Below are 19,548 nucleotides of genomic sequence, written 5' to 3'. Positions count from 1 at the left end.
GAGACGGGTGCGCGTGGTTGAATTCAGACCGGCGACCATGTCCCCGGTTCACGGTCTGCGTTCGGGTCCACGCCCTCGGGCTTCTCGGTCGCGGTATCGTGCGGCAGATATTCGAGCAGCGCGTCGAACAGGTCCGAAATACCCGCGCCGGTGGCGCCCGAGACGGGGAACACCCGGTCCGCTCCGGCGGCGATGAGTTCGGCTGCAAAATGCTTCATCAACTCGTCGTCGAGCAGATCGCCCTTGTTGAGCGCAACCAGCTTGGGCTTTTCATCAAGCCCGGCACCGTAATTTTCCAGCTCGGCGTCCACGATGCGCATCGCTTCGACCGGATCGTCGCCATGCGCGTCGATCAGATGGATCAGCACCTGGCAGCGCTCGATATGGCCAAGGAACCGGTCGCCAATCCCCGCACCCTCGGCCGCGCCCTCGATCAGGCCGGGAATATCCGCCAGCACGAACTCGCGGTTGCGGTGCTGCACCACGCCCAGCTGCGGGCGCAAGGTGGTGAACGGATAATCGCCGACCTTCGCCTGGGTGTTGGTCACCTGGTTGATGAAGGTCGACTTGCCGGCATTGGGCAGGCCGACAAGGCCCGCATCGGCCATCAGCTTCAAGCGCAGCCAGACGTACATCTCGCGGCTGGGATAGCCGGGGCCGTGCTGGCGCGGGGCGCGATTGGTGCTGCTGGAATAGCTGAGGTTGCCGCGACCGCCATCGCCGCCGCGCAGCAGGGTGATCCGCTGCCCAGCATGGGTGAAGTCGGCGAGCACCTCTTCCTTGTCCTCGCTCAGGATCTGGGTGCCCACGGGCACCTTGATCACCAGATCGTCGCCGCCCGCGCCGGTCCGGTTGCGGCCCATGCCGCCGGAGCCGCGCTGGGCCTTGAAATGCTGGGTGTAGCGAAAGTCGATCAGGGTGTTGAGACCGCTGATCGCTTCGAAGATGATGTCGCCGCCCTTGCCGCCATTGCCGCCATCAGGGCCGCCATATTCGACATATTTTTCGCGGCGAAAGGACACAGCGCCCTGTCCGCCCGCACCGGAACGTATGAAAATCTTGGCTTGATCGAGAAAATGCATGGCCGCGCCCCTAACGGAAAGTGGCGCGAAAGGCCAGAGCAACCGATTCCGGCAGAGAGCGGCTGCGTCAGGGCGATCCAGCGTCGCGTTGCAATTTCACAGCGCCCCCTTGCCTGACAGGCGCGAAATACGATATTCCGGTATATCTATGACCACCCCGACCAACCTTTTCGCGCCGACCCGGCGTCCCGCTACTCCTGTGGCGGGCGATGCCGGTCCCGTGGTGCGCGCGGGGCCTGATCGCGAGGATGACGGCCCGCCCGATATCGGGATTGCGGTCAAGACCCGCGCCAAATCGAAAAAGCCCAGCCAGTACAAGGTGCTGATGCTGAACGACGATTACACGCCGATGGAATTCGTCGTGCTCGTGCTCAAGCGCTTCTTCAGCATGAACATGGACGAGGCGACGCGGGTAATGCTGCACGTCCACCAGAAGGGCGTCGGCGTGTGCGGCATCTTCACCTATGAGGTCGCCGAGACCAAGGTGAATCAGGTCATGGACTTCGCGCGGCAGAACCAGCACCCGCTGCAATGCACGCTTGAAAAGGTCTAAGCGATTAGCTTCGCGCAAGCGGGCGCAATCTCGGCGTCGGGCGTGCCGGTGGCCTTCAGGATCGCGGGGCAGTTCTTGCGGACGGTAAGCTGGCCAAGTTCCCACATCGCGTTTGAAAGCACCCAGCTGAATTTATAGGTCGTCTTGTTCCGATTGCCGGCCCGATAGAAATTTTCCGAATAACAATCCCCCGGCCTGTCTGTCAGCTGTTTCAGGCTATCGGATACTTCGGGTATCTTGTCATCGCTTGGCCAGTCGGACTGGTCTCCTTTGTCGAGCTGACCGTCTGCCTTCAGGCAGCCCACATTTCTGGCAGCGTAATAGGCGAGAAATTTCAGGTCTTTCAGCACCCTGACGTCATCCTGCGATCCGCCGAATCCTGAGACACTGAAGAAATCAAGCAAGGCGATATCGGATACGCCCACCGCGTCGAACAGCGGGTGCCGCATCCTGTCGAAGGTGGAGTCCTGAACCGCAAACAGGCCATTGGCGGCCATCGAGCCGAGGAAATTGCTCGTTCGAGCGCTCTTCTTCACGATCTTCTCGTCAATCGATGTATTGGAGTTGACGATGATCATGCCGCGATGCGCAATGCCCGCGTCCTTTTTCAGGCTGTGCATGATCTCGTAGCCGGTCTTGTAGCCGATATTGTCGTAGATGCCGCCATCGGCAATGCGGATATAGGCGACAGGGTCGGAAGCTGCCTTGCTGCGGCAGAATGACGATCCCTGCCAGGGGCTCTGCTTTTGGCAGAGCCGGGTCTCGGCAAATGCGGCGTAAAAGCCGGGCACCGATCCGCTGGAGGCGGCGGCAATCGCGATCGACACTTCCTTCAGCGAGCGGGCAGGGGTTTTGCCGCTCTGCTTGCAGGTCGTGATGCTCTCGACCTGATAATGCTTCAAAAAGCCGTCGGTGAAGACAAACGGCGCCTGGGCGGGAAGCAGCGCAGCGTTGAAGAAAACCGCGGGCAATTTCCCGGGTGCGCCAGCCTTGTAGATATCGCCGAAATTGCCGGTGCCAATGGCCGTTTCTCCGAGCATGGCGCTGAGGCAGGTTACTCTTTTCTTGGTCAAATTTTTGAATTTTTTCAGAATTGTGATCTTGTTGTCAGCCAGACTGTACGCCCCGCCGTTGGCCGAAGCCTGTGCCAGCCATGTTGCGACCGCCCAGCTTCCGCCCGAGTTCGAGGAGATGAAGTCGATCTGGTCGAGCGCACTGCCCTTCGATCCTGCAGGCAATTTCTGCAGTTCGGCGAGAACGCCGAGCGTGTAGCTGGCCGCCCTGGCGCCGCCGCCCGACACGGCAAGCCCGATCAGCTTGCCATCGGCGGCCATGTCCCTGGTGTGCAATCCGGGGGCAAGTGCCGGGTCGATCTTCGGATTGCTGCGCGCGAACTTGACGTCGAGATTGTCGACGACTGCCGTATATGTCGGCCATGGCACGGACTTGATGCCGAGACTTGCACAACCACCAGTCATCAGCGCCAGCAGACCCACGGTGCATTTGGCCGCATATTTCATCATTCTACCCCCGCGTAGAAAAGAAAAAATAATGGTGCGTCCATTTCTGTATTTATACAAGCACGAAGCGGCTTGCGATGATTCAATGGGGCGACGCAATATTCGATCGCAGCGGCGTTGCGCCTTCGGGATGTGCAGGGCGCCCGCGCCCTCTTGCACCTGCCCGTCCAGACGCTAAACAGCGGCGATGGACAAGATCATCATCCGCGGCGGCAAGTCGCTCTCCGGCCGTATTCCCATCTCAGGGGCCAAGAACAGCGCACTGACGCTGCTGCCTTGCGCGCTGCTGACCGATGAGCCGCTGACGCTGCGCAATCTGCCGCGTCTGGCCGATGTCGACAGCTTTGGCCATCTGCTCAACCAACTGGGCGTTTCGACGATGATCGAAGGTGCACGGCCCGAGGATTTCGGCCGGGTGATGACGCTGCGCGCGGGCCGGGTTACCGCGACCGTCGCGCCTTATGACATCGTGCGCAAGATGCGCGCCTCGATCCTGGTCCTCGGTCCCTTGCTGGCGCGCGCGGGCGAGGCGACCGTGTCGCTGCCCGGCGGCTGCGCCATCGGCAACCGGCCTATCGACCTGCACCTGAAGGCGCTGGAAGCCCTGGGCGCGGAGATCGAGATTACCGCAGGCTATGTCACCGCGCGCGCGCCCAAGGGCGGGCTGCCCGGTGGCGATTTCGGCTTTCCCGTGGTGTCGGTCGGCGCGACCGAGAATGCGCTGATGGCCGCCGTGCTCGCCAAGGGCACGTCGACGCTGCGCAATGCTGCGCGCGAGCCCGAGATTGTCGACCTGTGCAACCTGCTGGTCGCAATGGGCGCGAACATCGAGGGGATTGGCGGATCGACTCTGGTCATCCATGGCAAGGACCGGCTGCACGGCGCGACCTATCGCGTTATGGCCGACCGGATCGAGGCGGGCAGCTATGCCTGCGCCGCCGCGATCACCGGCAGCCCGCTCGACCTGATCGGCGCGAAGCTGGACGAGATGGAAGCCACCATCGCCGCGCTGCGCCAGGCGGGTGTCCATTGCGAGGAAATCGCCGACGGCATCGCGGTGCGGCCCAACGGCAAGCTGCAGGCGCTGACGCTGTCGACCGCGCCGTTCCCCGGCTTTGCCACCGACATGCAGGCGCAGTTCATGGCGATGCTGTGCATGGCGCAGGGCGCCAGCGTGCTCACCGAGACGATCTTCGAGAACCGCTACATGCACGTGCCCGAACTCAACCGAATGGGCGCGCATATCGAGGTCAAGGGCCGCACCGCGGTGGTCCATGGCGTCGAGCGGATGGTCGGCGCACCGGTCATGGCCACCGACCTGCGCGCCTCTATGAGCCTGATTATTGCCGGGCTCGCGGCAGAGGGCGAGACCGAGGTCAACCGGGTCTATCACCTCGATCGCGGCTATGAACGGCTCGAGGAAAAGCTCCAGGCGGTCGGCGCGGATATCGAACGCGTCGGCGGCGATTGATAAGCTGAAATTTCTCCCCTCCCGCTTGCGGGAGGGGCAGGTCCGGCCAGCCGGACCGGGGTGGGCTGGGAGCACAACCGGCGGTCATTCCCACCCCGGCTGCGGCTCCGCCTCAGCCACCCCTCCCGCCAGCGGGAGGGGAGACATAGTCCACCAGATCCCGCACCAGCCAAAGCCGGATCGCGCTGGCCAGGTTCGGCGGATCGTCGGCTGCGATCCTCTCGACATCGATCTGCGCGACCAGCGCGTTCAACGGCAGCGCGCGCGCCTCTGCTGCGGCTTTCAGCAAGTCCCAGAACAAGGGTTCCAGGCTGACCGAGGTCAGGTGCCCGGCAATCTGGATGCTGCGCTTGACCGGGCCGCGATAGAGATCATCCGTCGTGGTCACTTAGGGGGGTACAGCCGGTTCATCTCAGCGATATTGTCGGCGATGATCTCTTCGAGCACCGCCATATCGATCTGGTCGAGCCGGTTCACATAAAGGCATGACTTTTCCATCTTGTGCTTGCCCAGCTTGGCCAGCCGCGCCTCGAAACGCGCAGCGGAAGCCTGATCGAGATCACCGCACATCAGGTAGATGCTGTGCTTGCCCTTCCGCGGCGCAAAGCCCGATCGCATTGCCGTGCCACTTCGCCCACTGTCGTAGGTATAGTGATACTCGCCAAAGCCGATCATGCTCGGCCCCCACATCTTGGCAGGCTCGCCGGTGACTCTCTCATAAAGCGCCAGCAGGACCTGCGCCTCCTCGCGCCGCCGGTCAGGCTCAAGCCCTTCGATATAATCCGTCACATCGGCATCGGTTGCCGTGGTTGTGTTGCCCGTGTTCGCCATCTTGCATCCCCCGTGATCAAGGCCTAAGGGCTAGCACGTCTGATGGGGAGTAGCCAACCGGTGGAGCCACCGGTCCGCGCGTCAACACACTTGGCCGAGAGGCCATGGTGCGCGGGTTTCCGGAGCCTTGCGAAAGGTCCGGCTTCCGGCAAGACCGATGACACCTGAACCCAATGTCCGGCCGGGCAGGGGCGAAGGTGCCATTGTGTCCATGCCCGCTGCCCGGCCCTGAAAGTCTCGTCGGATGGAAGCCTTTCTTGCCTCGCTGTCGCTGGTCGCGCTCGCCGAAATGGGCGACAAGACTCAGCTTCTCGCTATCCTGCTCGCCGCGCGCCTCAAAAAGCCGGTGCCGATCATCGCAGGCATCTTTGCCGCGACTCTGGCCAATCACTTTCTCGCCGCCCTGGTGGGGCAGCAGGTCGCCGGGCTGATCGACAGCCCCGCTTTCCGCTATGCCATTGCCGCAGGCTTTGTCGGCATGGGCCTTTGGGCCCTGATCCCCGACACGTTCGACGAGGATGACGAGCCCAAATCGCGCAAGGCCGGGGTGTTCGTCACCACGCTGATCGCCTTTTTCCTGGTGGAAATGGGCGACAAGACGCAGGTCGCCACCGTGGCCATGGGCGCGCATTACCAGAATGTCGTTGCGGTCACCGCCGGGACCACGCTGGGCATGATGGTCGCCAATGTGCCTGCCGTGCTGCTGGGCCACCGCATCGAGCGCATCCTGCCGATCCGCGCGCTGCAGATCGGTGCCGCGATCATGTTCGCGGGGCTTGGGCTGTGGGTCGCGGCGCAGACGGCGGGCTGGGTGTGATCATCCGTCGCAGTCGTTCCAGTAATCCTTGTTGGTGGTGCAGCTTTTCAGTCCGCTATAATGGTTGACGACGCAGGTGGTCTTCATCGGGCAAGCCTTGAACGGCCGCGGGCGGAAGTCGCGCGGCGCGGAAACGGGGGCGGGCCGGTTGTAGATCGCCGCCACCTGCGGGCGTAGCGGCGTCATGATCGACCGGATCTTTTCGTCACCGTTGCGGGTCGCATAATCCATCCAGTACAGCACTTCGGTCTCGTGCTTGAGGGCGTCCTTCGATTGCAGCAGCGCAGAGGCCGCCATCACCGCGCCATATACCTCACCCTGCTCGGCCATGTTGCGCGAAAGCCGATAGGCGAGGCCGAAGTCCTTCTTGGTGCCACGCCCCTCATCGATCATGGTGAAGGCCATGACGGTGGCATAGACGTGCCCGTTTTCGGCGGCCTGACGAAACAGCGCAAATGCCCTTTTCTCGTCCTTCTTCACGCCCAAGCCTTCGTGATAATGGATGGCGGCGCGGTGCATGGCGTCGATATGCCCGGCAGCAGCGGCCTTTTCCATCCACGCCACGCCACCCTTGATGTCCTTCGCCCCATAAGAGCCGCCTGCAAGTTCGACGCCGTAGAAATACATGCCCATCGGGTCGCCGCCCTCGGCCGAGCGTTTGACCATGTCGAGGCCCTGCTGCTTGGTCAGGTCGCTGAAATAGCCCGAATACATCGACAGGCCGACTTCCATCATCGCGCCCGCATCATTCTGGCCATCGATATAGGACCGCGCGACCGCCAGTCCGTCGGGGGTCGCGATGATGCGGTTGGTGGCGCGCTGCGCCAGGTCAGCGCTTGGCGCGGGGCAGGGGGACTTGGCCTTGGCGGCGAGCTCATGCGCCTGCGCCCAGGCGATATCCGCGTTCGATATCGGCTGATTCTTCTCCAGCGCCTCGCTGAGCAGATCATAGGCAATATGGCAGTTGGAGCGCGACTGGTGCAGCCGCTGCGGATCTGGGGCGGAGCCGGCCAGTAGCGGGCCGGGCAGCGCTGCCAATACGGCAGTCAGGCCAAGCATGGCGAAAAAACGGGACAATCGGGAGGGCATGGGCGCGGTATCCTGAACGCCAGCAACAAGGCTGGGTGGTGGTCCGCGACTTGGGGGCAAGACTATTCGTGCCGCCTGACCAAGTCAACACGGGCGCATTCGCGCATCCAGGACGCACAGCCCACTTGCCCCTGCGGGGTCGCACTGATAGGCGGCGCGCGAACACCCTTTCTTGCAGAAAGTCCGCGCGCATGACTCAATCCGTAAACCGTGTCGTTCTGGCCTTTTCGGGCGGTCTGGATACCAGCGTCATCCTGAAATGGCTGCAGCAGACCTATGGCTGCGAGGTCGTCACCTTCACCGCAGACCTGGGACAAGGCGAAGAGCTGGAGCCGGCGCGCGCCAAGGCGCAGATGATGGGCGTGAAGCCCGAGCATATCTTCATCGACGACCTTCGCGAAGAGTTCGTGCGCGACTATGTCTTCCCGATGATGCGCGCCAATGCGCTGTACGAAGGCACCTATCTGCTCGGCACCTCGATCGCGCGGCCCTTGATCGCCAAGCGCCAGATCGAGATCGCGAAGATGGTCGGTGCCGATGCCGTCAGCCATGGCGCGACTGGCAAGGGCAACGATCAGGTACGCTTCGAGCTCGGCTATTATGCGCTCGACCCCGATGTGAAGGTGATCGCACCCTGGCGCGAATGGGACCTGACCAGCCGCACCCGGCTGATCGAATTCGCCGAGGCGCACCAGATCCCGGTCGCGAAGGACAAGCGCGGCGAGGCGCCGTTCTCGACCGATGCCAATCTGCTGCACACCTCGTCCGAGGGCAAGGTGCTCGAGGATCCGTGGGATGAGGTCCCCGATTATGTCTATTCGCGCACCAACCACCCCGAAGAGGGGCCGGATACCCCCGAGTATATCACGATCGATTTCGAACGCGGCGATGGCGTCGCGCTGAACGGCGAGGGCATGAGCCCCGCAACGTTGCTCGCCAAGCTCAATGAGCTCGGCAAGACGCACGGCATCGGACGGCTCGATCTGGTGGAAAACCGCTTCGTCGGCATGAAGTCGCGCGGCATGTACGAAACGCCCGGCGGCACGATCTATCACATCGCGCATCGCGGCATCGAGCAGCTGACGCTGGATCGTGGCGCTGCCCACCTCAAGGACGAACTCGCCCCGCGCTATGCCGAGCTGATCTATAACGGCCTGTGGTTCAGCCCCGAGCGCGAGATGCTGCAGGCGGCGATCGACCACAGCCAGAGCCATGTCACCGGCACGGTGCGGCTGAAGCTGTACAAGGGCAATGCCTGGGTCGTCGGCCGCAAGTCGCCTTACTCGCTGTACAGCGAGAAGGTGGTGACGTTCGAGGATGATGCCGGTGCCTATGACCAGAAGGATGCGGAAGGCTTTATCAAGCTCAACGCGCTGCGCCTGCGGCTGCTGGGCCGTCGGCAGGGCTGAGCGCGGCCAATGGCGGAGCGGGCAGACGGAAACAATCGCCTGCTGATGCAGGGCCTGACCTATTCGGGCGCGCTGCCATTCATCGCGGGTGCGGTGAGCCATGTCATCGGCTTTGGCGATGTCAACGCGGCGAACCTCACCTGCTATTGGGCGTTCACCATCCTGATGTTCATGGCGGGGACGCTGTGGGGCATCCAGGTGGTCGCGCCGCAGCGGGTAGCCCCAAATCTGTTCATCGCCAGCAATGCGGTGGTGCTGGGCACTTGCGCGGCCTTGTGGTTCGTGCCCTTCAACGAGGCGGCGCTGCTGTTCGCGCTGGGCTTTGGCGTGCTGTGGTGGCTCGATCGCCAGGCGGTGCGCGCAGGCGCGACCGACAGCGCCTATGGCACCATGCGCAGCCGGGTCACGGGAATCGTGGTGGCGTGCCTGGTCGCGCTGGCCGTGGTGCCAATGGGGGCGATCCCGATTTTCTGACGGTCGCGCGCTCGCGCTCCTGAATCCCCGCCCTGAAACGGAAGGGGGACGCGAATCGATCGGCGGCTGCCCTGGCCGAAAACCGGTTTTGTTACGCGCTGATGAAACAATCGAACCGGCGCAGTTTAATCCATTGCTATCCACCATTTTATCCACAGCGAAGCGGCGCTGCCTGTGGATAACTTGGCGGTTTTCGCTGGCTGCGACTCGGGCTTCGTGACACCTTCAAGAGGTCGGAAGGACAGACGGAAAGCGGACTGAAAGCCAACAAAAACAAGGTCTTGCAGCAATGCGGGGCAGGGTTTCGAAGGCCAGAGAGACCGCCCGCACCGGGCGCTGGCAACGGCAAACGGCACGGAATGAAGGCAGGTGTTATGCACAGGCCGGAAAGGATGGTCCCGAGGCACCCGAGCAGCGATGCGAAGGCGCGGATGGGGCGGTTCGAAAGGTTCGGATGGACGGATGATGATCGGCAGGCAGGCAAGATGCGGGTCGCAAGACCTGGATGGAGCAGCCAGCCGGTGCGACGCCCCGGAACAGGCCATCGTGGTCAGGACAACCGGTTAACGCGCATGGTCCTTCTGGACGGTGCTGCAGGGGCCGGATGAACTGAGCCGGATGCGCAAGGGAAGGAGTGTCAGGCAGAGCGCGGACTTGGGACGGACGGTTTTTGGACCACGAGACCCAAGCCTCGCGCGAAGCCGGACGCCTGGAAAGGTTGATCAGGAGCAAGGGTGGAGCCGAAGCAGCGATGCGGGCGCAAGACCACCGAAAGCCTGGAACGGATATGTCAGCCCCACCGCTCGCGGCGCGGCAGACAGACCATCTTGAAGCGGGAAACCGCTTTCACGGGCTTCGGATAAAGCTTCCCGATGATCGGATCAGGCGCAGTGGGGGCCGACAGCAATGTCGGCCCCCGTTTTGCGTCCGGCCGATCGAACTCGCCGCTCCATGTTCCAGCCGGCCTTCTGTGCGGGCGACATGCATTGATGCATCTCAGCAAGCGGTCTAGGCTCGTGCCCGTGTCAGCGGAGGGCAGCCACGATCCAATGTGCCCAGCTCGACTGATCAAGACCGTAAGCTGGACTGGGGGGATATGACCGATGCTCAACCGTAAACCTGTCATGATGGCGGCCGCTTTGGCGGCGATGCCGATGATCATGCCTGCGCCTGCCATCGCCGCGACTGCTGCCGAACTCACGGCCGCAAAGCGCTATGTCGAAGGCATCTATGCAAAGCTGCCGGGCGACTTCGACTATCGCTCCGCCCGCTATGCGCCTGCGCTCAAGGCGCTGATCGCCAGGGACGATGCCTGCGCGGCGGCCGAGGGCGGCATCTGCGTGATCGACACCGTGCCGTTCTGCGACTGCCAGGATACCGGCAGCGATTACAGGCTGGTCAGCAGCGCTGTCGTCGCCCAGGGCAAGACCGGAGCGCGCGTCACCGTCCAGATGCGCAATGGCGGACCGGTGCGCTATTCGGTCGATCTGGTGCTGATCAAGGGCACATGGTTCGTCAGCGATATTGTCACGCCGACCACGCCGAGCTTTGCCGCAAAGCTGCGAAAGGGGCTGAAATAGCCGATCGGCTGGTCATCCGCCGGTGGCAGGGGCCCATGCTCCTGCCGCCAGCAGCCCCATCGCGGCGCGGGCCATGTTCCACAAAGCATAGCCCAGCACCACCAGCAGCGCAGCGATGACGATACCGCGCTGGCGCGCAAAGGCGGCCGCGAAGGTGCAGGATGCAAACAATAGCACGCCGAAGATCAGCCGGATCGTCCAGACCGCAGCCCAGGCAGCGTCGGCCATGGCGAGCGCGCCCAGCAACAGCCAGACCATCGCATTGGCCGCCAGCACGCAGCCAAAGACCACGCCGCGATGCGCCCAGAAATGGTCGTCCAGATCGATCCGTGTCTCGACTCCTTCAGCGGTGACGCGCGGAAAGGTCACGCTGGCGGCGATGTAGAAGGTTGCGGCGACCAGCAGGCCGAGCAGCAGCAGCACCGGGTTGAATGGTGCGCCCCGGAAGAAGACCCAGGCCTGGTTCCAGAACGTCACCAGATCCACCGCGACGAACAGAGCGAGCAACGGCGTCAGCCAGCCGAATCGCACGCGTTGGCGTTCGTGCAGCACGCGGGCAAAGCCTCCGACCAGCTCCGCCACCGACAGGCCCAGCAGCAGGCCATAAAAGCTGAAGAAGAATTCAAAGGCGCTCATGCGGCCCTTTCACGTGGTTCTGTCTGGTCCGGCGCCCCACGCTAGCCAGCGCGATGGGCCTCGTCCAGCGCGGCGCAGGCGATCGCCTTTGCCGCTTTTCCGGTTGAGCCGTGGCTGCGCCCGTAACGCGCAGGGTTGCGCATTTCCGGCGGCCCGGTAGGACACTGGAAAGGGACAAAAGGGCAGGAACATGGATCGCAAGCTTACCTGGTATATCTTCGCCGGCATGGTGCTGGGTGTTGCGGTCGGGTACGGCGTCCATGTCGGGGTTCCGGCGGACAGCCCGGCCTTCGAATATCTCACCAAGACGTTCAAGCTGCTGTCCGATATCTTCCTCAACCTCATCAAGCTGCTGGTCGCGCCGCTGGTCCTGTCTACCATCGTCGTCGGCATCGCGCATATGGGGGACAGCAGCGCGCTGGGCCGCATCGGCGTGCGCGCGCTGACCTGGTTCATCACCGCCAGCTTCATTTCGATCGGTCTTGGCCTGCTGATGGTCAACCTGTTCCAGCCCGGCGTCGGCGCGCCGATCCCCGAGGCGGCGGAAGCGGCCAAGATGGTCGGCGAGGTGAAGAAGCTCGACGCGTGGGAATTCACGCTGTCGATCTTCCCCAAGAACGCGCTGGAGGCGCTTGCCACCAACAACATCCTGCAGATCCTGGTCTTCTCGATCTTCGCAGGGGTGGCCCTGTCGGCCATCGGCGAGAAGGGCGCGGCGCTGGTGCGCGGATCGGAAGCGCTGGCCGAGATGATGCTGCAGATCACCGGCTATGTGATGCGCTTTGCCCCCTTTGCCGTGTTCGGCGCGATCGCCAAGGTCGTCGCGGGCAGCGGCCTTGCCATCCTGGGCACCTATTTCGAGCTGCTGGTCGAATTCTACGCCTCGCTGGTGCTGCTGTGGATCATCCTGCTCACCATGGGCTGGATATTCCTGCGCGGGAAGATCTGGCAGCTCATCCGCTATATCCGTGAGCCGCTGCTGATCGCCTTCTCGACCGCCTCGTCCGAGGCCGCGCTGCCCAAGATGTTCGAACAGCTCGACCGCTTCGGCGTGCCGCGCCGCATTTCGGGCTTCATGCTGCCCTTGGGCTACAGCTTCAACCTTGACGGGTCGATGATGTACATGAGCTTTGCCACGCTGTTCATCGCGCAGGCTTATGGCATCGATCTGTCGATCAGCACGCAGATCCTCATCCTGCTGACGCTGATGGTCAGCTCCAAGGGCATCGCTGCGGTACCGCGCGCCAGCCTGGTGGTCATCACCGGTACATTGGCGCAGTTCGGCCTGCCGGTGGAGGGCGTGGCGATCATCCTGGCCATCGACCAGTTCCTCGACATGGGCCGCACCGCCACCAATGTCGTCGGCAACGCCGTCGCCACCAGCGTCATCACCAAATGGGAAGGCATGCTGGAGGTGGAGGAGCCCGCGGAAATGGACCTGCCCCCCGCACCGCACGACACGCCCGAACATGGCAAGCGTGGACTGGATTTGGCCGCGGGCGAATAAGCCCTGCTGCAGATAAACACGAAAAAGGCCAGCCGTACTGCACGGCTGGCCTTTTGTGTTTCAGGCGATGATGTCGCCGATCAGTCGATGGTCACGGTCACCGCGCGGCGGTTCTGGGCCCAGCTGGCTTCGTCCGATCCCATGGCAGCGGGGCGTTCCTTGCCATAGCTGACGACGCGCAGGCGCTGTTCGCTGACGCCGAGCGAGACGAGATAATTCTTCGCGGCATTGGCGCGGCGCTCGCCCAGCGCCAGGTTGTAGTCGCGTGTGCCGCGTTCGTCGGCATGGCCTTCGATGATCGCCTGCTTGTTGGGATATTGCGACAGCCACTGCGCCTGGCTCTGCAGCGTGATCTGGTCGTCGGCATCGACATTATAGCGATCCAGATCGAACAGGATGCGGTCGGAGCGGACCTTGGCGAGGAAATCGGCCTGGCTGCCGGGTACGGCGACATTGCCGACGCCCGAATTGTCCTGTCCGGTCGAATTGTCGACCGCCGGACCCGGCGCGGGCGGCAGCTCGGGCGGGGCCTTTTTGGCGCAGGCGCCCAATGCGATGACGGCCGTGGCCAGGACAAGCGTGTTGCGGACAGTTCTCATCGAGCGTCTCCTTCTTGTTGTTGGGGCCATACAGACGACACAGACTAGGCCCCGTGGGGGAAGTGCGGGATTTCTGGCATCGTGCCGTCAACGCCCCGCAATGAAACATAACCAATGTTAACCTGAAGGAAGTCTGACTCCATTCATCGACAGGGTAAACCCTTGAGCGCAGCAAAAGGCTCCATCACGGCAGAATCGGACCCCAGGCGGGGTCGGATCCATCGACCGGGGTCGGCAGGCGGCGTTCGTTCGCGCCGGTAAGGTCCACCTGCCACACGGTCGAGCTGACCGCGCCGCGCCCGGTGCGGAAGAACTGGATGACGCGGCCATTGGGCGCCCAGGTCGGGGCCTCGTCCTGCCAGCTGTTGGTCAGCAGCCGCTCGCCGCCGCCCGATGGGCTCATCACGCCGACGCGGAAATTGCCCTGCATCTTGGTGAACGCGATCAGATCGCCGCGCGGGCTCCATTCGGGCGTCGCATAGCGGCCGCCGCCAAAGCTGATGCGGCGCTGGTTCGAGCCATCGGCGTTCATCACATAGAGCTGCTGGCCGCCGCTGCGATCGCTTTCGAACACGATCTGGCTGCCATCGGGGGAGAAGCTGCCGCCGACATCGATGCCGGGGCCGTCGGTCAGCCGGACCGGGGTGCCACCCTCGGCGGGGATCTTGTAGATGTCGGTATTGCCGCCGATCGCCATCGAATAGAGCAGATACTTGCCATCGGGCGACCAGCGCGGCGCGAAGGTGGGGTTGCGGCTCTGCGTCACCAGCCGCTGCCGCCCGGTGCCGACATCATAGACATAGATGCGCGGGTTGCCGTCGACATAGCTCAGATACGCGATCTGCTTGTAGTCGGGCGAAAAGCGCGGGGTGAGGGCGGTCGACTGGCCGTTGGTGATGAAGCGGTGGTTGGCGCCATCCGAATCCATGATTGCCAGCCGCTTGGTGCGGTTGCCCTTGGGTCCGGTCTCGGCAATGTAGGCGATACGGCTGTCGAAGAACGGGCTTTCGCCCGACAGGCGCGAATAGATGCTGTCGGCGCATTTGTGCGCGGCGCGGCGCCAGTCTGCCGGTTCGACGACAAAGCCCTGGCGCGTCAGCTCGCTGCCCAGCGCGACATCGTAGAGATAGCAGCCCACGGTGATCTTGCCGTCGCCATTGGAGCGGACAAAGCCCTGGATGAGCGCTGCGGCACTGCGACCCTGCCAATAGGGGAAGGTCGGCGCGGTAACCTCGTCGACGGTGATGCGCTTTACCGCGTTGCGGCCGATCGGCTTGAACAGGCCTGAGCGGTCGAGGTCGGAGGCGATCACATCGCTGATGCGGTTGCCCAGATCCTCGGTGGTGCCCGCCAGCGTGGATTCGCTCTGCGGGGTGGGCAGCGCAGGGACCGCGATGATCAGGTCCGCGCTGCCGGCATTGTCCACATCCACCGCCAGCTGGGCGTGCGCGGGGGTGGTCAACACCCAGCCAGCGGCGGCGATCAGGGCGATTTTGGAAAGCGTTGTCTTCCGCATGTCTTACAATCCCAGATAGAAGGTTGGCTCGATGGTCTGCCATTCCGCATAATATTGCGCGGGGAACTTGAACGGGGCGGCGCGGCGGACAGCGGCAATCGCGCGTTCCTTGTGCAGCGCCTCCTGTGCGCGGTTGCTGGCATTGACCCCGGTAGTGGTCGCCTGAGGGCTGCCGACGATATTGCCGCTCTCATCCAGTCGGACGACGACCTTGGTGCGCAAAAGTTCCGCATCGGCGCCGGTGGGCGGCACCCAGTGCGGTTTGACCTGGCGGAGCAACTCGCGCTGAAGCGATGCGACGACGGCAGGGCCGATGGTTGCGGCGGGCGGGGTCTGGGCGCGGCTGGTAGAAGGCTTGTCGGTCACGCCATCCAGAAAATCCTTGCCGATGCGCGGCGCGCGCGCGGTGGTGTTGGGGCTGGCCTTGGCGGGCGAGGATGTCGACGGCTTGGCCGCCGGGCTCGCCTTGGGGCGATCCGGGCGACGACGCTCGGAGGTGTCGGCGGGGGCCTTGGGCCTGGGCTTTTCGGCCGTCTTGGGCTGAGGCTTGGCGGGCGGCGGCGGCGTGCTGCGTGCGGGCTTGGGCACCGGCGCGGGACGTGGCTTTTCGGCAGCTTTGGGCTTGGGCGGCGAGGGGCGCTCGATCGCCTTGGGCGCAGGCGGCTCGGGCCGCTTGACCGGCGGCGTCGGGGCAGGCTCGGGCTCGCTCGTCGCGGCGGGCGCGGCCTTTTCGACCTTGGGCGCGATCTCGGGCGCGGTCGCGGTTGCCGCTTCGACATTGGGTGTGGGCGATTCCGATTCCAGCCCTACCTCATCGGTCAGCTGGACCTCGATCGGCTTGACCGGCATCTTCAGCTCGCTGCGGCTGGCAATGCCAAGCGACAGCGCAGCGAACAGCGCGACATGGCCGACCACCGCCACCGAAAGCCCAAGACGCTCGCTTTTCTCCATTCTCTTGCTCGTAAGCCTTTCGTCTTCAACCGGTTATGGGCGGTCGGATGAACCGGTAGTGACCAGCGATATGCGGTTCAGGCCTGCGCGGTTCAGCTCGCCCATCACCAGCGCCACCTTGCCGTAATCGAGCGAGCGGTCGGCGCGCAGCATCACCTGCGGCGCATCGCCATTGTCGTCGCCGCGCTGCTTGCGGATCGCTTCCAGCGCCGCGGGAAGGTCGTCCATGTTCACCTGCGCGTCATCGATAAAGGCCTGGCCCTCGGCATCGAGCGAGATCTGCACCGGCTCCTTTTCCTGCTCCAGCGCGTTGGCGCGGCTGTCGGGCAGGTCGATCGGCACGCCCGCGACCAGCAGCGGCGCGGTCACCATGAAGATGATCAGCAGCACCAGCATCACGTCGACAAACGGGGTGACGTTGATTTCCGCGATCGGCGCGCGCGACCGGCCCCTCCGCCCGCCTCCGCCCGATGGCCCCAGCTGCATGCCCATCAGAAGCTGTCCTTTTCGAGTTCGCGGCTCAGCTCGCCGTGGAACGCGTCAGAAAAGCGGAAGAGCTTGCCTTCGAGCTTGTTCAGCCGGTGCGAGAAGCGGTTGTACGCGATCACTGCCGGGATGGCCGCGAACAGGCCGATGGCAGTCGCGAACAGCGCTTCGGCAATGCCAGGGGCGACGACCGCAAGCGAGCTGTTCTGCTCTGCAGCGATCGCGGTGAAGCTGCGCATGATCCCCCAGACGGTACCGAACAGACCCACGAACGGCGCGACCGAGCCGACCGTGGCGAGGAAGTTCAGCCGGTCGGACAGGGTGTCGATCTCGGCCCCCACGCTCGATTGCATCGCGGTGGCAAGCCGCTGGCGCGCGCCGTCGCGGTCGGTGACCCGGCCCTTGGTGGTGCGCCGCCATTCGGCAACACCGGCGGCGAGCACGCGCGCGCTCGGCAGCTTTTCATGCCCGCGCGACTTGTAAAAGGCGTCGATATCGCCCGCCTTCCAGAAATCCTGCTCGAACGCGGTGTTGTCGCGCCCGATCTTGCCGATCTTGAGGCCGAAGCTGATGATGATCGTCCAGGTCCAGATGCTGGCCATCGCCAGGCCGATCATCACCGCCTTGACGACGAGATCCGCCTCCATGAACAGCTTGAGCGGCGACAGCGTGACGGCATCGGGGGTAAGGCCCATGGTATCGATCATAGTGGGGATCAGTCTTTCTGGTCGGGATCGAGGATCTGGTTATAGGCGTCCACCCAGGCACGCGGCTGGCGGATGGGACGGCCCTCTGGGTTGATAAACGCGGCGGTAACGTCAGCTTCCAAGAGTGTCTCGCAGGAATCGGCGACAGATTGGCCGCGTCGGATGACTCGTTGATGAATGATGCACGCCGCCGCGCGCAAACGTGTGATCTGGCTCATCACGATCAGCGCATCGTCCATCCTGGCCGGGCGCACGAATTTCAGCGCCATATCGGCTACGGCATAGACGCCCTCGCCTGCCGCATAGGTGCCGCGCTGGTCTATCCCCAGGCAGCTCAGCATGTCCGATCGGGCACGTTCCAGATAGCGCAGATAATTGGCGTGATAGACGATGCCGGAAAAATCGGTGTCCTCGAAATAGACGCGCAGGGCAAAATAGTGCGTCTTGCCTTCAAACCGGCCGCTGAACGGAATGATATCGGGCGGGATCATGGTAAACCGCTTAGAGTCTTTGCGACATCAAAGGCAAGGCTTGGCGGCCCTGCGCGACCATAAATGCCATTTGCCTGCTGCATTTCCCGCCCGACATTGCTATGGGGCGCGGCCCGGCCTATCCTGCCGGGTGGATTTTCTTGGAGTGAATGACGTGGCAGGCAAGTGGACCCCCGATAGCTGGCGAACCCAAGAGGCGCGGCATATCCCGGCGTATCGCGATGCCGCTGCGCTGGCCGAGGCCGAAGCCACGCTGAAAAACTATCCGCCGCTGGTCTTTGCCGGCGAAGCGCGCAGCCTGGAAAAGGAATTGGCACGCGTCGCTGCCGGAGAAGCGTTCCTGCTGCAGGGCGGCGATTGCGCGGAAAGCTTTGCCGAGTTCCACCCGAACAATATTCGCGATACCTTCCGCGTGCTGCTGCAGATGGCGGTGGTGCTGACCTTCGCCTCGAAGCGCCCGGTGGTGAAGCTGGGCCGGATGGCGGGCCAGTTCGCCAAGCCGCGCTCTGCACCCACCGAACGCCAGGGCGATATCGAGCTGCCGAGCTATTTCGGCGACAATATCAACGGCATCGAATTCGACGCGGCTACGCGCGAGCCCGATCCCCAGCGCATGGTCCGCGCCTATTCGCAGAGCGCGGCGACGCTAAACCTGCTGCGTGCCTTTGCCAGCGGCGGCTATGCCAGCCTGCAGCAGGTGCAGAAATGGATGCACGACTTCATGGGCCGCAGCCCGTGGGCGGAGCGCTATGCCGAAACGGCGGACCGGATCAGCGAGGCGCTCGACTTCATGCGCGCCTGCGGCATCAGCACCGATACCGTGCCGCAGCTTCAGGGCACCAGCTTCTTCACCAGCCACGAAGCGCTGCTGCTGCCGTTCGAGGAGGCGATGACCCGGCGCGATTCGCTGACCGGTGACTGGTACGATACCTCTGCCCATTTCCTGTGGATCGGCGACCGCACCCGGTTCGAGGGCTCGGCGCATGTCGAGTTCCTGCGCGGCATCGGCAACCCCATCGGCATCAAGTGCGGGCCCAGCCTCAGCACCGATGCGCTGCTGGCGATGCTCGACACGCTCAACCCCGCGCGCATTCCCGGCCGCATGACGCTGATCAGCCGCTTCGGGCATGACAAGGTCGAGGCGGGCCTCGCCCCGCTGGTCCGCGCGGTGAAGAAGGAGGGCCATCCGGTCATCTGGTCGTGCGACCCGATGCACGGCAATGTCGTTAAGTCCGACAGCGGCTTCAAGACGCGTCCGTTCGAACGGATCATGGCCGAATTGCGCGGCTTCTTCGCGGTCCACCGCGCCGAGGGCACGCATGCGGGCGGCATCCATATCGAGATGACCGGGCAGAATGTCACCGAATGCACCGGCGGCGCGATCGCGATTACCGACGAGGCGCTGGGCGATCGTTACCACACGCATTGCGACCCGCGGCTCAACGCGGCGCAGTCGCTCGAAGTGGCGTTCGAGGTGGCCGAGATGCTCAACGCGGAAGTCTCCGCTTCGGCGCGCAAGGCGGCATGAGCGAGCGGCGGATCATCGTCCAGAAGGAAGTCGTCCGCAACGGCGTCGGCTTCGGCAGCGCGCTCGCGATTGCCATCAGCTATACCGCGCACAAATCGGTGCTCTGGGCGATCATCCACGGCTTTTTCTCGTGGTTCTATGTGGTGTATTTCCTGCTCACGCGGGATTGATAAACAAGGTGGTCCCCTCCCTGCAAGGGAGGGGCAGGGGTGGGTCGTCTGCGCGACGTTTGCGCCTGGACGCTCTACCCACCCCCAACCCCTCCCTTGCAGGGAGGGGAGTCAGAATTGAACAAGGGGAA

General features: G+C 63.8%; 21 protein-coding genes and 1 riboswitch. Of the genes, 9 read left to right on the top strand and 12 right to left on the bottom strand.

Features of this window, described 5'->3' with window-relative positions; translation table 11 throughout:
* Positions 1-23: 23 nt before the first annotated feature.
* Complete coding sequence (gene obgE / locus OU999_09720; protein WAC22048.1) at positions 24-1,082, bottom strand: GTPase ObgE; 1,059 nt, start codon at positions 1,080-1,082, stop codon at positions 24-26.
* Positions 1,083-1,230: 148 nt separating this feature from the next.
* Between obgE and clpS the strand changes: the two genes are divergently transcribed.
* Positions 1,231-1,635 (top strand): ATP-dependent Clp protease adapter ClpS, encoded by a 405-nt coding sequence (gene clpS / locus OU999_09715; GenBank protein ID WAC22047.1) that lies wholly within the window; start codon positions 1,231-1,233, stop codon positions 1,633-1,635.
* On the opposite strand, the gene OU999_09710 is transcribed toward clpS, so the two are convergent.
* Entirely contained in the window at positions 1,632-3,314 is a 1,683-nt protein-coding gene (locus tag OU999_09710; GenBank protein WAC22046.1) for a patatin-like phospholipase family protein, read from the bottom strand. The genes clpS and OU999_09710 overlap by 4 nt on opposite strands.
* Positions 3,315-3,342: 28 nt before the next feature.
* Here OU999_09710 and murA point away from each other — a divergent pair, with 28 nt between their 5' ends.
* The gene (gene murA, locus OU999_09705; GenBank protein WAC22045.1) at positions 3,343-4,626 is read left to right on the top strand and encodes a UDP-N-acetylglucosamine 1-carboxyvinyltransferase; all 1,284 of its coding nucleotides are present in this window, start codon (positions 3,343-3,345) and stop codon (positions 4,624-4,626) included.
* Between the two features lie 112 nt (positions 4,627-4,738).
* Here the strand turns inward: murA and OU999_09700 are convergent, their stop codons facing one another.
* Positions 4,739-5,014, bottom strand: coding sequence for a ribbon-helix-helix domain-containing protein (locus OU999_09700; protein ID WAC22044.1), 276 nt, complete (start codon positions 5,012-5,014; stop codon positions 4,739-4,741).
* Positions 5,011-5,457 (bottom strand): DUF1801 domain-containing protein, encoded by a 447-nt coding sequence (locus OU999_09695; protein ID WAC22043.1) that lies wholly within the window; start codon positions 5,455-5,457, stop codon positions 5,011-5,013. The genes OU999_09700 and OU999_09695 overlap by 4 nt, the downstream gene beginning before the upstream one ends.
* 38 nt (positions 5,458-5,495) lie before the next feature.
* Positions 5,496-5,676: riboswitch (yybP-ykoY riboswitch) on the top strand.
* 25 nt (positions 5,677-5,701) lie between these two features.
* Here OU999_09695 and OU999_09690 point away from each other — a divergent pair.
* Positions 5,702-6,274, top strand: a complete 573-nt coding sequence (locus OU999_09690; GenBank protein WAC22042.1) for a TMEM165/GDT1 family protein — start codon at positions 5,702-5,704, stop codon at positions 6,272-6,274.
* On the opposite strand, the gene OU999_09685 is transcribed toward OU999_09690, so the two are convergent.
* On the bottom strand, positions 6,275-7,351 hold the full coding sequence (locus OU999_09685; protein ID WAC22041.1) for a tetratricopeptide repeat protein: 1,077 nt from the start codon (positions 7,349-7,351) through the stop codon (positions 6,275-6,277).
* A 203-nt stretch (positions 7,352-7,554) separates the two neighbouring features.
* On the opposite strand from OU999_09685, the gene OU999_09680 reads away from it, so the two are divergent.
* The 3 genes from OU999_09680 to OU999_09670 all read left to right on the top strand — a co-directional run bounded on the left by OU999_09680 (position 7,555) and on the right by OU999_09670 (position 10,826).
* Positions 7,555-8,772 (top strand): argininosuccinate synthase, encoded by a 1,218-nt coding sequence (locus OU999_09680; protein ID WAC22040.1) that lies wholly within the window; start codon positions 7,555-7,557, stop codon positions 8,770-8,772.
* 9 nt (positions 8,773-8,781) lie between these two features.
* The gene (locus OU999_09675; GenBank protein WAC22039.1) at positions 8,782-9,246 is read left to right on the top strand and encodes a DUF3429 domain-containing protein; all 465 of its coding nucleotides are present in this window, start codon (positions 8,782-8,784) and stop codon (positions 9,244-9,246) included.
* Between the two features lie 1,103 nt (positions 9,247-10,349).
* Positions 10,350-10,826, top strand: coding sequence for a DUF3828 domain-containing protein (locus OU999_09670; GenBank protein ID WAC22038.1), 477 nt, complete (start codon positions 10,350-10,352; stop codon positions 10,824-10,826).
* 12 nt (positions 10,827-10,838) lie between these two features.
* Here the strand turns inward: OU999_09670 and OU999_09665 are convergent, their stop codons facing one another.
* Positions 10,839-11,462, bottom strand: coding sequence for a hypothetical protein (locus OU999_09665; GenBank protein ID WAC22037.1), 624 nt, complete (start codon positions 11,460-11,462; stop codon positions 10,839-10,841).
* Positions 11,463-11,652: 190 nt separating this feature from the next.
* Between OU999_09665 and OU999_09660 the strand changes: the two genes are divergently transcribed.
* Positions 11,653-12,969, top strand: a complete 1,317-nt coding sequence (locus tag OU999_09660) for a dicarboxylate/amino acid:cation symporter (protein ID WAC22036.1) — start codon at positions 11,653-11,655, stop codon at positions 12,967-12,969.
* An 80-nt stretch (positions 12,970-13,049) separates the two neighbouring features.
* On the opposite strand, the gene pal is transcribed toward OU999_09660, so the two are convergent.
* The 6 genes from pal to OU999_09630 all read right to left on the bottom strand — a co-directional run bounded on the left by pal (position 13,050) and on the right by OU999_09630 (position 17,719).
* Positions 13,050-13,568: a peptidoglycan-associated lipoprotein Pal gene (gene pal, locus OU999_09655; GenBank protein WAC22035.1), complete on the bottom strand. Its 519-nt coding sequence runs from the start codon at positions 13,566-13,568 to the stop codon at positions 13,050-13,052.
* Between the two features lie 184 nt (positions 13,569-13,752).
* The gene (tolB, locus tag OU999_09650) at positions 13,753-15,084 is read right to left on the bottom strand and encodes a Tol-Pal system beta propeller repeat protein TolB (protein WAC22034.1); all 1,332 of its coding nucleotides are present in this window, start codon (positions 15,082-15,084) and stop codon (positions 13,753-13,755) included.
* Between the two features lie 3 nt (positions 15,085-15,087).
* Complete coding sequence (locus tag OU999_09645) at positions 15,088-16,035, bottom strand: cell envelope biogenesis protein TolA (protein WAC22033.1); 948 nt, start codon at positions 16,033-16,035, stop codon at positions 15,088-15,090.
* Between the two features lie 33 nt (positions 16,036-16,068).
* Positions 16,069-16,527: an ExbD/TolR family protein gene (locus tag OU999_09640; GenBank protein ID WAC22032.1), complete on the bottom strand. Its 459-nt coding sequence runs from the start codon at positions 16,525-16,527 to the stop codon at positions 16,069-16,071.
* Positions 16,527-17,228, bottom strand: a complete 702-nt coding sequence (tolQ, locus tag OU999_09635) for a protein TolQ (GenBank protein ID WAC22031.1) — start codon at positions 17,226-17,228, stop codon at positions 16,527-16,529. The genes OU999_09640 and tolQ overlap by 1 nt, the downstream gene beginning before the upstream one ends.
* Positions 17,229-17,236: 8 nt before the next feature.
* Complete coding sequence (locus OU999_09630) at positions 17,237-17,719, bottom strand: YbgC/FadM family acyl-CoA thioesterase (GenBank protein ID WAC22030.1); 483 nt, start codon at positions 17,717-17,719, stop codon at positions 17,237-17,239.
* 154 nt (positions 17,720-17,873) lie between these two features.
* On the opposite strand from OU999_09630, the gene OU999_09625 reads away from it, so the two are divergent.
* Entirely contained in the window at positions 17,874-19,247 is a 1,374-nt protein-coding gene (locus OU999_09625; GenBank protein WAC22029.1) for a 3-deoxy-7-phosphoheptulonate synthase class II, read from the top strand.
* Positions 19,244-19,417, top strand: a complete 174-nt coding sequence (locus tag OU999_09620) for a hypothetical protein (protein ID WAC22028.1) — start codon at positions 19,244-19,246, stop codon at positions 19,415-19,417. Before OU999_09625 ends, OU999_09620 begins: the two co-directional genes overlap by 4 nt.
* Positions 19,418-19,548 lie beyond the last annotated feature (131 nt).

This window comes from Blastomonas sp. SL216, from assembly GCA_026625625.1.
Lineage (GTDB): Bacteria > Pseudomonadota > Alphaproteobacteria > Sphingomonadales > Sphingomonadaceae > Blastomonas.
This window is presented reverse-complemented; position numbering and strand designations above follow the sequence as displayed.

Excerpts from the sequence above, each read along its gene's own strand:
- obgE (WAC22048.1), bottom strand. The coding sequence starts at position 1,082 with ATGCATTTTCTCGATCAAGCCAAGATTTTCATACGTTCCGGTGCGGGC.
- clpS (WAC22047.1), top strand. The coding sequence starts at position 1,231 with ATGACCACCCCGACCAACCTTTTCGCGCCGACCCGGCGTCCCGCTACT.
- murA (WAC22045.1), top strand. The coding sequence starts at position 3,343 with ATGGACAAGATCATCATCCGCGGCGGCAAGTCGCTCTCCGGCCGTATT.
- OU999_09695 (WAC22043.1), bottom strand. The coding sequence starts at position 5,457 with ATGGCGAACACGGGCAACACAACCACGGCAACCGATGCCGATGTGACG.
- OU999_09690 (WAC22042.1), top strand. The coding sequence starts at position 5,702 with ATGGAAGCCTTTCTTGCCTCGCTGTCGCTGGTCGCGCTCGCCGAAATG.
- OU999_09680 (WAC22040.1), top strand. The coding sequence starts at position 7,555 with ATGACTCAATCCGTAAACCGTGTCGTTCTGGCCTTTTCGGGCGGTCTG.
- OU999_09675 (WAC22039.1), top strand. The coding sequence starts at position 8,782 with ATGGCGGAGCGGGCAGACGGAAACAATCGCCTGCTGATGCAGGGCCTG.
- OU999_09670 (WAC22038.1), top strand. The coding sequence starts at position 10,350 with ATGCTCAACCGTAAACCTGTCATGATGGCGGCCGCTTTGGCGGCGATG.
- OU999_09665 (WAC22037.1), bottom strand. The coding sequence starts at position 11,462 with ATGAGCGCCTTTGAATTCTTCTTCAGCTTTTATGGCCTGCTGCTGGGC.
- OU999_09660 (WAC22036.1), top strand. The coding sequence starts at position 11,653 with ATGGATCGCAAGCTTACCTGGTATATCTTCGCCGGCATGGTGCTGGGT.
- pal (WAC22035.1), bottom strand. The coding sequence starts at position 13,568 with ATGAGAACTGTCCGCAACACGCTTGTCCTGGCCACGGCCGTCATCGCA.
- tolB (WAC22034.1), bottom strand. The coding sequence starts at position 15,084 with ATGCGGAAGACAACGCTTTCCAAAATCGCCCTGATCGCCGCCGCTGGC.
- OU999_09645 (WAC22033.1), bottom strand. The coding sequence starts at position 16,035 with ATGGAGAAAAGCGAGCGTCTTGGGCTTTCGGTGGCGGTGGTCGGCCAT.
- OU999_09640 (WAC22032.1), bottom strand. The coding sequence starts at position 16,527 with ATGGGCATGCAGCTGGGGCCATCGGGCGGAGGCGGGCGGAGGGGCCGG.
- tolQ (WAC22031.1), bottom strand. The coding sequence starts at position 17,228 with ATGATCGATACCATGGGCCTTACCCCCGATGCCGTCACGCTGTCGCCG.
- OU999_09630 (WAC22030.1), bottom strand. The coding sequence starts at position 17,719 with ATGATCCCGCCCGATATCATTCCGTTCAGCGGCCGGTTTGAAGGCAAG.
- OU999_09620 (WAC22028.1), top strand. The coding sequence starts at position 19,244 with ATGAGCGAGCGGCGGATCATCGTCCAGAAGGAAGTCGTCCGCAACGGC.